The organism is Acinetobacter sp. YH01003, assembly GCF_013420525.1.
Lineage (GTDB): Bacteria > Pseudomonadota > Gammaproteobacteria > Pseudomonadales > Moraxellaceae > Acinetobacter > Acinetobacter towneri.
In genome coordinates this window covers 148,083-164,316 of record NZ_VOXY01000002.1, presented here as the reverse complement: position 1 = coordinate 164,316, position 16,234 = coordinate 148,083, and the positions used below count along the sequence as shown (strand labels likewise).

Genomic DNA, 16,234 nt, shown 5'->3' with positions numbered 1-16,234 from the left:
TACGATGCTTTTCTTTAATGCCTGACTAATATTCTAGACCAAATCATCATGGGACTTTTTTTCATAACGACGTAAATTACGACGTTGGCGTTGCCACGGTAATGGACGGTCTAAGGTTTCAGGCACATTGCCACTCATCGAACGTAAACGTAAATGCAGTGCTGCCTGTGCCATTAAATTGGCAGAAACAGGCGCGGTAATAAACGCAAATAGGGTGATTAATACTTCTGCAAAGCCAAATCGTCCTTCAAATGCCGCATAAATAATGGCTGCAATTAAGAAACTGCCTAGTCCTAAAGTGCTGGATTTTGTAGGGGCATGCAGTCGCATAAATAAGTCGGGTAGGCGAACCATGCCAATGCCGCCCACCAACATGAAAAATGCGCCAATAATTAAAAAGAATGACACTAAAATTTCCATGAGTAATTGCATGTTCATTCTCCTTAATCAATCACATGACCACTGGTGAAGTAACGCGCCAGTGCTGCAGTAGACACAAAGCCTAGCATCGCTACCAATAACGCACCTTCAAATAATGAGGTACTGGTCCAATAGATACCCAGAACCACCACCAAGCAGGTCGCATTTAAAAACAAGGTATCCAAGGCCAACAGGCGGTCTACAATTGAAGGGCCAATAATCAGGCGATATAGGCACATAAACATGGACAGCGTAATCGCAACCATGCAGATTCCAAGTGCATAAGGCAGAATCATCATTGCTTTTCTCCTGACTGTGCACCAAAAATTTCAATCAGCGGTTTTTCATAACGATTTTTGATGTCTTGAATATCTACACTTTCATCTGCAGTGTTTAAGGCATGCACCAAAATATCGCCACGGTCTTGGTCAATACCTGCTGTAACCGTGCCTGGTGTGGTGGTAATGATCATCGCCAAAATACTGTTGACCTGTTCGTGTTGTGTTTCGAGAGGGACACGGAACCATTTTGGCTGCATACGGTCTGTTGGGCCAAGTACCAGTTTTGCGACACGAATATTACAAATCATAATATCCCAGACCACCACGAAGAATAAGCGAATGGCTGCAGTCCAGTTGATGTCTGGTGTACGCGCAATAAAGGGCTGGATCAGTTTGGGAATCAAGAGCGCCAAGACCAGTGCCATCAACAGATTCCCTGCAGAAACACTATGCGCCAACATCAGCCAACTCAGTGCCACCAAGACAGATACAAACGGGTGTGGCAGCAGGTTATCCCAAAACGAAGTTTTTGGTCTCGTTTTTTGCATGTTTAGGGCTCCGCAGGTTTGAGTTGAGTATCGCTAGGTTGCTGTGCTTCCTCACGATTTTGCTGTTGAATCTGACGTTGTTTATAGTCAGAAATATGCTCGCCTTCCAAGGTGTTTGGATCAATCACATAGGGAATTAAATGTGCATTGGTGTCAATTGCTTCGCCACCGTACTTGGTTTCAGGTAAGTACAATGGATCATAAGGTTGTACGCTAATCACATTTGCAGCACGGTCTTTTTTCAGAATCAGTGCTTCATAGGCCGCATTATGTTGAATCTGCTGTGCAGTATTCAGCATATATTGTTGAATTGGATTGGCAAATACCACGTACAGCACTAAACCCGTTAGGAGAAAATAAATGACACGGTCATTACGGGGCGGTGCAATCGCAGGTAGTGCCTGATATTCATAATAGGCTTCAGTTTGCGCATCATCTTCAGGTTTGGTCGCGCGCCAAAATAAAATAAAGCCGACACGGGTGAATGCAATAATACTCAGCAAGCTGACCAAGAGAATAATGCCAATAATCCAGCCTTGATGTGCCATATTGGCGGTGGCTTGCAAAATAAAGACCTTGCCCAAAAAGCCACTAAACGGTGGCAAACCTGCCATCATTAAGGCGATCATGAAGTATGTGATTGCCAGTACTTTGTGTTGCTTCATTTGCGGGGCAATATTGAAGTGATCTTTAAATGCGCCACGTTGTGAGGTAATCCAGCCACACAGCAAATAGAAAGCCGCTGCAATTAAGGTACTGTGTACTAAGTAATACAGTGCGGCTGACCATGCCTGTGTGTTCAGCATCGAAATGGCGATCAGGATCGTACCAATCGAAGACAGCACCATAAAACCGACAAAACGACGTAAGCGCTCTGCACCAATTGCGCCAATGACCCCATACAGTGAGGTAATTAGACCAATCGGCAGCAACCAGTCTTGTAGGATTTTATGGCTCAGTGCATCATCAAATATGGTTCCATTAACCCGCAAAATGGCATACACACCCACTTTGGTCATGATGGTGAATAAGGCTGCCACAGGGGTTGTCGCCACGGCATAGGTTTTAGGAAGCCAGAAACCGACAGGAAGCATAGCGGCTTTAATACCAAATACCACAAATAGCAGTAAGCCACCTGCCACCGCAATTTTATGTGCATCAGCATCGAGTAGCGGAATAAGACGTGCCACATCGGTCATGTTTAAACTGCCGACACTGCCGTAAATCATCCCCAAACCAATTAGGAACAGGGCAGAGGCCAACAGGTTGATGGTGACGTAATGAATCCCGAGTTGAAAACGTGCTTTGCCTTGACCGTGCAATAACAACACATACGAGGCGAGCAACAAGATTTCAAAAAATACGAACAGGTTAAATAAGTCGCCTGTGAGGAATGCACCGCAAAGTCCCATGAGTAGGAAATGCACCATGGTATGAAAATAGCGACCACGTTCATCCCATTTTTTGCTGGAAAACCACAGTAATGGCAAGGCAAGTGAATAAGTCAGTACCAACATGAGGGCAGACAGTTGATCTAGCACTAAAATAATGCCAAACGGGGCGGCCCATTCGCTCAAATTATAAATAATAATTTGCCCACTGCTGACTTGAATTAAATAGCTAATTGCAGTGACTAAACCGAGTGTGGCAGAAAGATAGCTAATGCCACGACGCCATGGCTGACGCCAGTCATGTGAGAGTGAACCAAAGCCCGGATTGCCTAATAGCACTAAAATAAATGCGGTAAAGGTTGGAATCAGGATGCTAAAAATAGGTGAATGCTGTAGCCAAAATTGGAGGAAATCAGTCATTATGGCTCATCCTCACGTGGGTCAAGCAGTGGATGTTCTTCTTTGGCATCGACGTGGTCTGTCCCTGTTTCATAACGGCTACGCAGCGCCAATTGCACAATAAATGCGGTGGTGGCAAAACCAATCACAATTGCGGTTAATACCAAGGCTTGTGGTAATGGGTCGGTGACTTTTGAAGCTTCAGTCAAAATTGCAGGTGCATTGAGCTGAATACGCCCCATGCTGAATAAGAAAATATTGACGGCATAACCAATCATCGCCAAGCCCAAAACCACAGGAAAGGTACGGGCACGTAAAATTAAATAGATTCCTGTCGCGACTAACATTCCAATGGCAGACGCAATTAAAAACTCAATACTAATCATTGCATTACTCCTTTGGAAGTGGGCCAGACATGCCTGAGTGACGTGAGTCGCCCAAGACAGAAATCATCAACATTACCGCACCAACCACCGTGACATACACGCCTACATCAAATAAGGCAGCCGAAGCGAGGTGCATTTCACCAATAATCGGAGGATTGACATAAATATGTGCGCTGGTGAGGAATGGACGTCCCCAGAACCATGCGGCAAGTCCTGTCAGACCTGCAATACTTAAACCCACGCCAATCCAGATTTCGTATAAACGTCCAGATTTAGCTTTGAGCATTTGTTCGGTGTGGTCTTGACCAAGCGCAATGTATTGGATGATCAACGCCATTGCGGTAATTAAGCCCGCAATAAAGCCACCGCCTGGTAAGTTATGACCGCGCAAGAAAATATACAGGCTGACCACAAGGGCGATAGGTAAAATCCATGAGGCGGTAATCCGCAGCATCAACGGTGAAGGATTAAAGCGATAGGTTAAACCTTGGGTCATGATAGTGCCGTGCGCACGCATACCATCCATTAAACACAGCGTACCAATCGCAGCAATGCCCAAGACGGTAATTTCACCAAAGGTATCGAAACCACGGAAGTCCACCAAAATGACGTTGACCACGTTGGTTCCGCCACCGAGTGGAATGGATTGCTGATTAAAGAACCATGAAATTGAATTGTGGTCGCGAGTCATAACCAGCCACGCAATCCAGCCGATACCAATGCCGCCACCAATCGCAATGAAGGCATCTCGCCAACGACGTGAACGGCTAGATTCATACGGGGTCAATTGTGGGAGCAGCGATAGACTCATCAGCAATAAAACAGTGGTGACGACATCAACCGTGATTTGAGTTTGTGCCAAGTCGGGAGCAGACAGTCCGACAAACATCATGGTGACGACCAAGCCAACTGCACCGCTGATTAAGACAGCTTTGATGCGCTCATGGTGGAACCACAGCATCATCCAGCAGGCAGAGAACAGCAATAACCATAAAACAATGGCAATCATAGGCGCATGTGTGAGTTCACGTGTGCCAGTTGTTAATCCCTGATTGAATAATGGTAGCGCGACCATGAATACCGTAAAAGCAATGATCCACACCAAATAGCTTTGCAGTGAACCATTTTCGGTTTTACGTTTGATTTTGCGTGAAACTTGTAGCAAATGTTTTAAGAATAATTCAAACAGCAGTTTGCCTTGGAATTGACCTAAATGTGGGTCGAGGTCAATTTCACGGATTTTTCCACCTTTGGCGAGCGAGAAATAGAAAATGATCCCGCCAAGCAGTGCAATAACACTCATCAGCAGGGGAAGATTAAAGCCATGCCAAATTGCCAGATGTGTGCCTTCAAACTGCGACAGTTGGGTACTGGCACGAGTCGTGCTATTGACAATATGCTCGACCAATAAGGCAGGCATCAAGCCGACTAAAATACATAAAACAGCCAATAAAGTTGCGGGTGCACGCATGCCAAACGGAGGTTCGTGAGCTTCTTTGTTTGGGACATCTTTACCAATTGGACCATCAAAGAAAACGCCGTGTACCAAACGTATTGAATAGGCCACTGCAAAAATACCCGCCAGTGTCGCAACAATTGCAGAAACCAACAGTACAGGGCCAGATAAGTTTGCTACCAGTTCAGTGAAGAACATTTCTTTGGACAAAAAGCCGTTGGTCAACGGTACGCCAGCCATAGAGGCCGCGGTAATCATAGTGAGGGTGGCGGTAAAGGGTAATAGTTGCCATAAGCCACTAAGTTTGCGTAAATCACGTGTGCCTGATTCGTGGTCGATAATTCCTGCAATCATAAACAGGGCCGCTTTAAAGGTGGCGTGGTTGATGATGTGGAAAATTGCAGCAGCTACTGCTAACGGTGAACCAATGCCGAGTAAGCACATGATCAGACCTAAATGACTGATGGTGGAATACGCCAATAAGCCTTTTAAATCTTCTTTGAAAATGGCAAAGAATGCTGCCATACACAGGGTAAATAGACCAATAAAGGTGACTAGGTTGTGATATAACGCTGCGCCTGCAAAAATTGGCAATAAGCGCGCCAGCAAGAAAATCCCTGCTTTGACCATCGTTGCCGAATGTAGATAGGCAGAAACAGGCGTGGGTGCAGCCATGGCATTGGGTAGCCAGAAGTGAAACGGAAATTGCGCACTTTTGGTAAATGCACCCAATAAAATCAGCAATAAAGTTGGTACAAATAAATGATGACTTTGAATTTGTTCAGTCATCATTAAGATTTGGTCAATTTGATAGGTGCCTGTGATTTGCGCCAATAACACAAAACCACCGAGCATGGCGAGTCCGCCCATGCCTGTAATGGTCAGTGCCATACGTGAGCCGCGTTGTGCTGCCTCGTAATTGCTCCAATAACCCACCAATAAGAAAGAGGAAATACTGGTCAGTTCCCAAAAAGTCAGCAACAAAATCAGGTTATTGGAGAGCGAAATTCCCAACATGGCAGCCATAAACAGCATGAGGAGAACATAGAGTTTACTGAGCGAGTTTTGTGGACTTAAATAATAATAGGCATAAATAAAAATGAGTGTGCCGATCCCCGTGATCAGCAAGGAGAATAATAAACCAAGCGCATCTAGACGAAAGCTTAAATCAATCCCCAACTGTGGCAGCCAAGACCATGTTTGAATGATCGTTTCGCCATTAAAGACTGCTTTTGCTTGAGTCAGGAGCAGAATAAGACTGCTCAGACTGACGCCAATCGCCCCTAAAGCCGTTACCCCGCGTGAAAATTGTTTCAGCCACGAGACAAGGGTTGTGCCCAGTACTAACGGTAACAATATAATAATCGGTAGCACACTCATATCCATTGTCGTGAATAGGTTGAAAACCTAAAGGATGAATCTTATCTTCCAAGGATTACAGGACAGCAACACACCATCCAAAAGATTCAATCTTGAAAGCCAATCAGTCGTGTCAGTAAACACGTAGTCTATTGTTTTGATGAGCGTATTGTCGCAACTTAAACTCAAAACAAGATCATGCAAAAATAATTTTACATGGCTAGGCGGCTCAAGCAGCAAAAAATATGCTGATCTTTCGCTGACGATGCAGCGAATAAGGTTGTGCTTGGTTTGGTTAAAGCTGTGTTAAAAATATTTAGATGCGTCAATCTACAACCTAGTTGAACTATGGATGAAGTTGATCTGCATCTGCTGCATTTTTACAGCATTCACCGTGTTTGAAAGGTCAATAGACACTATTCAAGGTATAAAAAAAGTTGTATTGCGCAACTTTAAAAACTACAGCAAAATCGGATTTTACTATAAAAGTTCAAAATTAATCTGATTTTATTACATGAATAAAACAACATCAATTTTTTTTGCATACAGCAAAGTCATTATATACCGTCTGTTATATGCGGGATAAAGTATTTCCTTGCTTTTTGGCCAAGTATGCCTTGAAAGACTTCGGCAATTAAGATTCAGGCAATTGATCAGGTGTTGGCTCACTATCCAATTGCTGTAAGCGTTGCAGCAATTCCTGTTTTTGTTCGGCAGTTAAATGGTTTTGAATCTGCTGCAAAATTTCAGCCGTGCCTAATTGTGTTGGGTTTTGTTCTTGTAGGCTGACGTCTTCTGTCGTGTGAGTGGTTTCTAGCACATCAGCATAAATTTCTGCAAACTGCGGTTGTAAACTTTGCCATGCGATGGGATGCAGCTGTTGATGTTCCAGTTTTAAACATTGAAAGCGTTCCGCTTGTTCCAAAAGTTCGCTGCGGTTGCCTGTGGCAATAATTTGTAAGCGCGGAAAAGCTTGATGTAAACGGGTCAGTATTTGTGCGGCCTGTTGTTGATCGAGCTGATGATCAATCTGGTCAATCAACAAAATACCATCTCCCTCGCGACACGGATACAAACTGTTTGGGTTTAGCAAACAGAGGCGACGTACAATATCGCCTACCAGAGCAATCCAGTTGCGCTGACTGTTCGACAATTGCTGATACAGCATATCTTTGCCCTGACAGCGCACCATGAGTTGTAATTTAGGCAGATGTTGTAGATATAGGTCTTCAATTTCAGGCAGCACGATTTGTAAGGCATCTTTCAGTGCTTGTAAACTCGGTGCATGCATTTGGGTATAGGCATGCAATAAGGACTGATTCAGGGTTTGTGCGAGTTCGCTTTGTTGTTGCTGATATAGCTTGTGTAAAAGCTGCGCACTTTGGGCATTTTCAATATCGGAAATTTCCCGCAACCATTCAAAAAAACGAGTAAATGTCGTGAATGGAATCGCAGCAATTTCGTAGGCATGTCCAGGTTGTAAAATCAGCGGATTATTTTTATTGAGTAAATTAACTTCATTCACGAAGCGTTCTGCAGGGTAGTAGGCAATCAGCGGTAGACCTTGCATCGGGTCATGTTTAATGGCGTGTTGATAGAGCTGCACCATTTTTTCAAGCTTGGCGGTTTCTGCTTTGCTTACTCCTACGCCGCTACTATTCAGGGTTTTATATAATTGCCAGTCACAATGTTGGGTGCTTTCAATTTGCGTGTTGCTTGATTCTGCCAAACTGCCTATTTCTGCTGGAATCTCCACACACACATCAATTTTTGCTTGTAAGCGCGTTTGCATAATATCTTGATCTTGCATGACCAAGCCCGCAGTGCGTAAATCTTTATAACGTGCAGCAAACCAGGTTAGTGCCTGATAACTAAAGCGTAATAGCGAAGTCTTCCCCGCACTTTGGTCTCCTAAAATAAGGGTGATGGGAAGATCGTGATAATTGAGTTCGAGTTTTAGGTCTGCAAAATGGGTGATGTGTCTGAAATGAACCGATGTAATTTTCATAGCGCACCTGCTGCAATTACCCCACCGCTTTGCGTAACGATGTCGGCATTTTTATTTTCAGTTGTTGTACCAAATCGTAAATATGATGAATATTTAAACTGACTTTAGCACGTGTGCATGCCACATACAGTAATCTTAATTCTTCATCGCTAATTTTATGCTCTTTGTCGTTCAGTTTAAATTGGTAGTCGTCTTCAATATGTACCCGATTCCATTCTAAACCTTTGGCTTTATGCGCTGTCGAAATAATATAGTCGGCTTGGTCAATTGGGGTGATTTTTGCCAACGCCCGTTTGAGTGGATTAGTACCATGATCATCCACCAGTTTGACCAAAGGTTTAATGTCGCTGCCATCGTTGGTTTCACAATATTCATGTACATCATGCCAAGAGTTAAACCATGCCAGTTCCGGAACGTCGGTCACACGTTTGCCTTGTTTGAGCATCGCGGCAGCATCCACAAAACGGTTTAAGCGCACATGGTCGGCTTGCAGACTGACTTTATCGCCATGCACTAAACCTGCCAGTAGCAGTTCCATGGCACGGGCGTTGGTACGGCATAAAATCGCATCACGCATTTTGGTATGCGGTTTGTTGACCACTTTGGAATGTAATTCTGGATTGCCCAAGAGTGGCACGGTTTCATTCAGCCCACCTAAAATGGCATTGGCGGTCAGGGCAATTTCTTCACCAAAACGGAACGATGTGGTCAGTCGTGATTCAGGCAAAGGTAATTGCTGCATGGCATTGATTGCACCACGCCAAGCATAGATTTGCTGATGCGCATCGCCCACATAAATCACTTGAGTATTACGTTGCTTGAGTAAAATGCCCAGCATGAGCGGGTCGGCATCTTGAGCTTCGTCAAACAGCACATAATCGGCAGGAATGTTGGGTTCAGACAAGGCCCAAAGTTTCAGATAAATATCGTGTCCAATGCCTGCCTGATGATTCGGGTCAATTGACTCCAACCAGCGTCGTTCTACCGCAGGATAAAGATGCTTTTGTAAGGTGTCGATGTCATCTGGATGCAACCAACTGGGTGCTTGTAAATGTCGTGGGGCAGGGTATTGCGAACTGGTCGAGCAGAAATGACTCACGGCATTGGCCACCAAACTGGCTAAACGACTTGGCATCAACACATATTTTTCATAGCGTCCGCCCATCATACGTCTAAGGGTAATCGGTTCTAAACGATACTCTTTGGCAATAAAACTTGGACTTAAACGGGGTAGGCGTAATTTGTCGGTGACTCCACGTGGAACGCTGCGATATGCAAGCGAGTGAAATGTACGACAATCGACCTGACGATGAAATTTACTTTGTGCTTCTGCGGCAATGGCTTTGTTAAATGCCAAGTACATGCCACGCCGTTCTGGCATGGCATCACTGATCATTTGTAAGGTCGTGGTTTTACCTGTACCTGCATAGGCAATCACTTTAAAAGATTTGCCCAGACGTGCATTATCTATAGCAGTGGCTTGCTCATAGGTCGGGCGAGGCTTGGTGATTACAGACACAGATCAGGGTTGGCTTTTCGCGTTAATGGCTACGGTTGGCTTTTTCAACCAAGCCTGATAAACCTTGACGACGAGCCAATTCATTCAGTACCACTTGCGGTTCAATATCGAAATAACCCAACATGACAATGCTGTGGAACCATAAATCGGCCACTTCATAAATCAGGTCATTTTTGTTGTTGGCATTGGCTTCGGTGTTGAAATCTTTGGCGGCAATAATTGCTTCCACGGTTTCTTCACCGACTTTTTCCAAAATTTTATTCAAGCCTTTATGGTATAGCTTGGCTACATAAGATGAGTCAGGATTAGCGGTTTTGCGCTCGCTCATCATTTGCCCTAAATAAGCCAAAACTTCAACCTGTTCAGCTTGTGCCTTTGATTGGCTCATGGCTAAGGTGTGAGCATTGGCGGCTTGTTCACCATAAATTTGATTCGGGTCTTTCAGCTGTGCATCTACAATTTCCCAACCATTGGCGGTGAGTTTGCGATAGAAACAAGATTCACGCCCTGTGTGGCAAGCAATTCCACCATGTTGTTCAATTTGCAGGATAATCACATCGGCATCGCAGTCCAGACGAATCTCGTGCACAGTTTGAAAGTGTCCAGATTCTTCACCCTTGTGCCACAATTTATTGCGTGAACGTGAAAAATACACCGCCTGATTTTTTTCGGCAGTCAGTGCCAAGGCTTCACGGTTCATCCACGCCACCATCAACACACGTCCTGTTTGATGATGCTGTGCAATGGCAGGCACTAATCCTTGTTCGTTAAATTTTACTTCATCGAGCCATTGCAAGTTATTCATGAGTTGTTCACCAAAATTAATTTAAATTGTATGGACGCTATTTTCTGAGCGCACGATTTTGCATCGTCCCTATAGTGTACGTGATTCAAGACAATTTACCTAAATTATCTTGCCAGATTTGTACTGTCAAAGCGTTTGCATAAATTGAGGGAAGTTTTGTTTTTCCACCATTTCCAGAAATTCATCGCCCAAACGCTGACTTTCTGCCACCGATTGTTTCCATAAGCGAATGCGCTGTGCCTGATCTAAACCTTTTAAGGTGAAGTCTTTACGATCGGGCAAACGGCCTAAAGGCAAGCTGCTTAAATATTCTGCCGAAGGTGATAGCAAGAGTGTCCGGGCCTGATTTTCAGGATTGGCTTTACGATGCTTCAACATTTTATCAAACCAGCCAGGGGTAATGCTGTCGGTAAAGTGTGGGTACAGCACAATGCCCTGACTTTGGTAAGGTAAATCTAGATGGTAGTCAATTAAGCCACCATCCCGATAACTGCCCACGGGCGCATCAGGAATGTCACGAATAGCAGACATCACCCCGGGAATAGACGCTGAGGCGAGCAGCCACGGTGCGACATTCTGCTCATTCAGGGCTTGGTAATGGGTGACAAAATCATCCTCTACCATAAACTGCTGACCTTGCGCAGGTTGGCTGATGACGCGTTGCATAAATAAGCGGTTATGTTTGCGCGCAATGGCATTGCTACCAATAATTCCAGCCACAGATGCTAGCAAAGGCAAGGCTTGGTCACTTTGGAAAATATGTTGAGCTTTGACGGAAATGACCGTGAGGTGATAGTCAGGATGCTGAATCAGTTGTTGTTGCTGTCCCTGAATCAGTTCAAACAGCATATTTTGACAAATCTCAGCGACTTCTTGGCGCGACATTTTTTTATGAAAATACAAGTTGGTATATAAATCGGACAGGCGTTCAGTGCCTTGTTTTGCGCCCCACGCCAAAATACTGGCAAAGCGCCAACTGCCAATTGAAGAACCGACCACAGTACGACGCTTTGGGGCTTGGGCAAAAAACTCGCCAAAAATAGCTTGGTCTAAGCCTTGAATGCCAATACCTTTGGGGCCGCCTGCTGCACCTGGAATAATATCGACGTGTTGGGCATGTAAGCCTTCTTGTTCAATCAGTTGGCGTGCCAGATGTCCTGCGCGAATACTGAGTGCAGGGGCACGTTTATGCAAAAGCTGAGTCATGCTTGATCTATAACGCTACAAATGTGCATTAATTGTAGGCGTGGTGATTTTTGCAACAATGGCGAGAGGCATCATTTGGTGACTGATGAGTCATGCGGTAGTTTTTAGGATGAGTTAGAGAAAATCAGCGTGATAAAAAAGCCTGCTTTAAAACAGGCTTTCTAATTTTTTTATCGTCTAATCAGTTTGTTATCAAGCAATGTGGCTTTATTTAGCTATACGCCAAATCGCCAAGAAACTTGCCAACGCGATTAAAACAATAGAGACATACCACGGTGCAATAATCGCAATGGAGAGGAAAATGGCCATAATGCTGCCAAAAATCCAGCTGCGTTTTTGCTGATGTTCCATTTGTAGACGCATGCTTTGTAATTCATGCAATTGTTTGGAATGCCAAGCCGATTGGTTTTTTAAACCATTTAAACTGTCAATCATTAAACTTGGTAAGTCTTGCGCACCCAGTAACAGGTCGGGAATTTGCTGCCCAATTTCTTTGACATTTTTGACTGGATTCATATTGGCTTTAATCCAATCCGTTAAAATTGGTTTTGCCAGTTTCCAGATATCCAGTTCTGGATATAAGTCTGTGCCCAAGCCTTCAACATGCACCAATGTTTTCAGGAGTAGCATCAATTGCGGTGGAATTTCCAAATGGAAACGACGTGCAATATCCATGACCTGAATCAGAATGCCTGCAAAGTCCAATTCGTGCATCGGTTTAGACACCATTGGCCCGACAGTACGGCGCATTTCACGGGCGAGAGCATCTTGATCTGTGCCCGGTGGAATCCAGCCAGCTTGGTGTACCACTTGAATCAGCTGCATAAAGTTGCTGTTCATCACCGCCAGCAACATACGTGCTACGGTCATTTGGTCATGCTTGGACAGCTCGCCCATAATCGCACAATCTAGCGCAATAAAACGCGGATTATTCGGATTGATGGTTTCCACAAAGACGTTGCCAGGATGCATATCGGCATGGAAAAAGTTGTCACGGAACACTTGGGTAAAGAAAATCGTGAGGCCTTTTTCTGCCAAATCGGCACGATTCATCCCCAAACGATCAAAGGTTGCCGTGTCGGAAATTGGCACACCTGTAATGCGCTCTGCCACCATCACATCTTTACTGTCCATATAGACTTCAGGCACGTACATCATGCTTGAGCCTGTAAAGTAGTGACGCATGCGGCGGGTGTTATCCGCTTCTAAGGTCAAATCCAGTTCGTTGAGAATAATTTGACGATAGTCCTGAATAATTTCAGATAAATGTAGAGCGCGTGCCGCTTCCAGACGTTTTTCCAGTGCTGCACCGAGCCATTCCAGAATTTCAAAATCTTGTAGAATTTGCTGGCGAATATCGGGACGGGTGACTTTAACGACGACTTCACGACCATCATGCAAGGCAGCGGTATGGACTTGCGCAATGGAGGCTGCTGCTAAAGGTTGCTCATCAAAACGGGCAAACAGGGTGTTGATGTCTGCCTTGAGCGATTGCTGAATTCGCATTTGTGCCACGTCAGAACCGAATGGTTTGACACGGTCTTGTAGCAACACCAATTGCTGTAAAACTTCAGGCGGAATCAGGTCACGACGCGTAGACAGCAATTGCCCAAGTTTAATTGCCAATGGTCCCATTTCTTCTAAAGCTTCTTTGAGCTTCAGCGGGTTTTTACGTTCTTTACTTGACCAAGCCGCAGGGTGCATGCGAATAAAACTGAGCGCATGACGTGCCTTTTCTGGTAGTTCTTCCGCAGGAAACAACGTGTCGAGTCTATAGTGCGCGGCAATGCGCCAAAGTTCGAGTAAACGTGAAACGTGCGGAATCATAAAGACTTATTCCCTAGGGTTGAGTGGAGTTTAAGGTGTCAGAAGCGGTATCTGGCTGTGCATCAAGCTGCGCTTGTAGCTGTTGAATTTTGGCTTCGGCGCGGTCTAAATTTTGTTGAAAAATGCGCGTGTCTTGTTGTAAGTCATCCATTTGCCAGCGTGGGGCAAATAGACCACTGTCTTCTTTTAGGGCATCTTCAGCAAAGAACAAATGGCTGTGTAGACTGCGTTTTAAATGCTTGGGTGCAAGCTGAATTTTGCCAACTTCATGAGCCAAAGCAGGACCAATCCAAGGGCTTAAATGTGCGGCCAAGTCTAGTTCAGCCTGCTGCATAATGCGCTGAATATCTTGTAAAAGATGATAGTCACCTTGTAGGGGAATATTGCCCACTTCATCGGATAGCAACAGTTTGAGCAATTGCACCACATTTTTAACATGCAAAGTGGTCGTTGCGGGGCTGATATTTTGCGCTTGATCAAACGGGCGTTGCTCAAAAATAGAAGGCTGCTCGCTGTGACCTGTTGCAGTAGGTTCTAAACGAACTTTGTTGTCATCAAAAAAGACATCTACAGAAAGCTGTGGCGAATCGAGCACCACACGCAACATTTTGCCGTGTAGTTGGTTGAGCTGGATGCGAGTAATCGCATCCAAATCAATAACATGATGAATCAGTTTCTCAACTGCACCAAGGGCGAGAATTGACCACATTGCGGTACGCCTTAGAGTTTAAAACCACGGTGAACGGCAACAATACCACCAGTCAGGTTGTGGTAATCACAGTTTTGGAAGCCTGCCTGTTCCATCATGCCTTTTAAAGTGCGTTGATCTGGGTGCATACGAATAGATTCAGCCAAGTATTTGTAGCTTTCTGAGTCGTTTGCGACAATTTTACCCATCAATGGCAATGCTGTGAATGAATATAAATCGTAGAGTTTTGAGAACGGTTCAAATACTGGTTTTGAAAATTCTAAAATCAATAAACGACCACCCGGCTTGAGTACGCGGTACATCGCTGCCAAAGCTGCATCTTTATCGGTCACGTTACGTAAACCAAATGAAATAGTCAGTAAGTCAAAGCTGTTGTCTTCAAATGGTTCTAAAGTTTCGGCATTCGCCAACACGAAATCGACATTGGTACAGCCTGCATCAATTAGACGGTCACGGCCAACATTCAGCATAGATTCGTTAATATCTGACAGTACCACATGACCTGTAGGGCCAACTTCACGGCTAAAGACTTTGGCTAAGTCACCCGTACCGCCTGCAATGTCCAGTACGCGCTGACCACGACGTACACCTGACATATTAATCGCAAAGCGTTTCCATAAGCGGTGAATACCAAATGACATTAAGTCGTTCATAATGTCGTATTTGCTTGCAACCGAGTGGAAGACTTCTGCGACTTTCTGGGCTTTATCTTCACTGCTGACGGTTTGGTAGCCGAAGTGTGTGGTTGCACCGACATTGCCTGTGTTGGCACCGCGCGGCAAATTATATTTTGGCACTGAACCCGTAACAGGTGTATCCGTTAATTTTTGTTCTAAAGATTGTTGCTGACCTTGTGGAGCGCCTTGCGGTAGAGGTTCGGTTAAGAATGGACTCACTTTGTCTGTTGGTTGTGCCGACTCGGGAGTAGCGGTAGGCGTTTGATTTTCATTCGACATTGGAGTCACTCCTCAGGATAAAAAGGCTTAAGGCTGCAGTGTATGCATGATGACAGATTCTAAGCACTTGTACAGTAATCATCATGCAATTGTTATGAATAATATACAGAAAAAACCAAAGATAGCGTAAGTGTGCTGAATAAGTGTTGGTTATTTCACACATTGGGATTATGAAAATGGATGTAAATCACCTGCATGTACTTTGGCAATAATTTCCCGTTCTGTGGTAGTAAATTGCTTCACAAATTTCTCTGCGGACTTTAATGGTTTCATGGCTAAAAAGCCATCTTGCATAAACTCATACATAATTTGAAAACTGTATTTTTGCGCCGCGCCTTTACACATTTTAAAAGCGGTATAGACCACAAAAGAGCGCATATATTTATCTAGGTTTTTACCCAGTTCATCCAACATATTTAATTGTTTTAAGCGTGCTTCGCCCTGATCGAGCTTTAAATAAGTCAGACGCATCATCTCATCATTTAAAGGCATATTTTCAGAATAGTCCTGTAGCAATTGTATCGCGACTTGTTCATCTAACTGCACTGCCAAAATCGCCAGACTTACCCCAGAAGTCCCTGTTTTTATTGCATTTTCAGGGATGATTTTTTCAGCTTTGTGTGCATATTTCAGTAGGCGAGCAATTTGACCTGCCAAAGCGTCAAAATCTGGACCGCCATATAAGCGGTTTAAAAAATATTCGGCCATCAAGACATTGTGCTTTTCGGCAAACTGTGTGGCATGGGTGCGTTGCATACGCTGTTTTTGCCATGCTTGAACATCTTGTAAGCGTTGAAAAAGCATAGGATTTTTATGATATTTAAATTGATAATACAGTTCTAACAGCTCATCTAAAGCAGCAAGTTTAGACATAGGGTGTCTCATTATTGAGTTGAATGGGCAAATCTTAATGTGAGTTTGATCTCGTCGCTATGACAAATTACACAGAATTCCAAACGGCAAA

General features: G+C 44.4%; 14 protein-coding genes. All 14 read right to left on the bottom strand.

Features of this window, described 5'->3' with window-relative positions:
- Positions 1 to 33 precede the first annotated feature (33 nt).
- Positions 34 to 432, bottom strand: coding sequence for a Na+/H+ antiporter subunit G (locus FTT70_RS04110; protein WP_004975877.1), 399 nt, complete (start codon positions 430 to 432; stop codon positions 34 to 36).
- 11 nt (positions 433 to 443) lie between these two features.
- Entirely contained in the window at positions 444 to 719 is a 276-nt protein-coding gene (locus tag FTT70_RS04105; protein ID WP_004975880.1) for a monovalent cation/H+ antiporter subunit F, read from the bottom strand.
- Positions 716 to 1,249, bottom strand: a complete 534-nt coding sequence (locus FTT70_RS04100; RefSeq protein ID WP_004975882.1) for a Na+/H+ antiporter subunit E — start codon at positions 1,247 to 1,249, stop codon at positions 716 to 718. The genes FTT70_RS04105 and FTT70_RS04100 overlap by 4 nt, the downstream gene beginning before the upstream one ends.
- Positions 1,250 to 1,251: 2 nt before the next feature.
- Positions 1,252 to 3,060: a monovalent cation/H+ antiporter subunit D gene (locus tag FTT70_RS04095; RefSeq protein ID WP_180168314.1), complete on the bottom strand. Its 1,809-nt coding sequence runs from the start codon at positions 3,058 to 3,060 to the stop codon at positions 1,252 to 1,254.
- Positions 3,060 to 3,425, bottom strand: a complete 366-nt coding sequence (locus FTT70_RS04090; protein WP_004975886.1) for a Na+/H+ antiporter subunit C — start codon at positions 3,423 to 3,425, stop codon at positions 3,060 to 3,062. The genes FTT70_RS04095 and FTT70_RS04090 overlap by 1 nt, the downstream gene beginning before the upstream one ends.
- A gap of 4 nt (positions 3,426 to 3,429) precedes the next feature.
- Complete coding sequence (locus tag FTT70_RS04085) at positions 3,430 to 6,267, bottom strand: monovalent cation/H+ antiporter subunit A (protein WP_096901338.1); 2,838 nt, start codon at positions 6,265 to 6,267, stop codon at positions 3,430 to 3,432.
- A 607-nt stretch (positions 6,268 to 6,874) separates the two neighbouring features.
- Positions 6,875 to 8,248, bottom strand: coding sequence for an AAA family ATPase (locus tag FTT70_RS04080; RefSeq protein WP_131261097.1), 1,374 nt, complete (start codon positions 8,246 to 8,248; stop codon positions 6,875 to 6,877).
- A 16-nt stretch (positions 8,249 to 8,264) separates the two neighbouring features.
- Positions 8,265 to 9,767 carry a UvrD-helicase domain-containing protein gene (locus FTT70_RS04075; RefSeq protein WP_004975892.1) on the bottom strand — a complete coding sequence of 501 codons (1,503 nt, stop codon included), beginning with the start codon at positions 9,765 to 9,767 and terminating at the stop codon, positions 8,265 to 8,267.
- Positions 9,768 to 9,789: 22 nt separating this feature from the next.
- Positions 9,790 to 10,572, bottom strand: coding sequence for a bifunctional phosphoribosyl-AMP cyclohydrolase/phosphoribosyl-ATP diphosphatase HisIE (gene hisIE, locus FTT70_RS04070; RefSeq protein WP_004975893.1), 783 nt, complete (start codon positions 10,570 to 10,572; stop codon positions 9,790 to 9,792).
- A 126-nt stretch (positions 10,573 to 10,698) separates the two neighbouring features.
- Positions 10,699 to 11,778 carry a patatin-like phospholipase family protein gene (locus tag FTT70_RS04065; protein ID WP_131261096.1) on the bottom strand — a complete coding sequence of 360 codons (1,080 nt, stop codon included), beginning with the start codon at positions 11,776 to 11,778 and terminating at the stop codon, positions 10,699 to 10,701.
- Positions 11,779 to 11,985: 207 nt separating this feature from the next.
- Positions 11,986 to 13,605, bottom strand: coding sequence for an AarF/ABC1/UbiB kinase family protein (locus FTT70_RS04060; protein WP_096901336.1), 1,620 nt, complete (start codon positions 13,603 to 13,605; stop codon positions 11,986 to 11,988).
- Positions 13,606 to 13,618: 13 nt separating this feature from the next.
- On the bottom strand, positions 13,619 to 14,314 hold the full coding sequence (locus FTT70_RS04055) for an SCP2 domain-containing protein (protein ID WP_004975904.1): 696 nt from the start codon (positions 14,312 to 14,314) through the stop codon (positions 13,619 to 13,621).
- An 11-nt stretch (positions 14,315 to 14,325) separates the two neighbouring features.
- Entirely contained in the window at positions 14,326 to 15,270 is a 945-nt protein-coding gene (gene ubiE, locus FTT70_RS04050) for a bifunctional demethylmenaquinone methyltransferase/2-methoxy-6-polyprenyl-1,4-benzoquinol methylase UbiE (protein WP_004975907.1), read from the bottom strand.
- Between the two features lie 168 nt (positions 15,271 to 15,438).
- Entirely contained in the window at positions 15,439 to 16,143 is a 705-nt protein-coding gene (locus tag FTT70_RS04045) for a hypothetical protein (RefSeq protein WP_180168313.1), read from the bottom strand.
- Between the last annotated feature and the right edge of the window lie 91 nt (positions 16,144 to 16,234).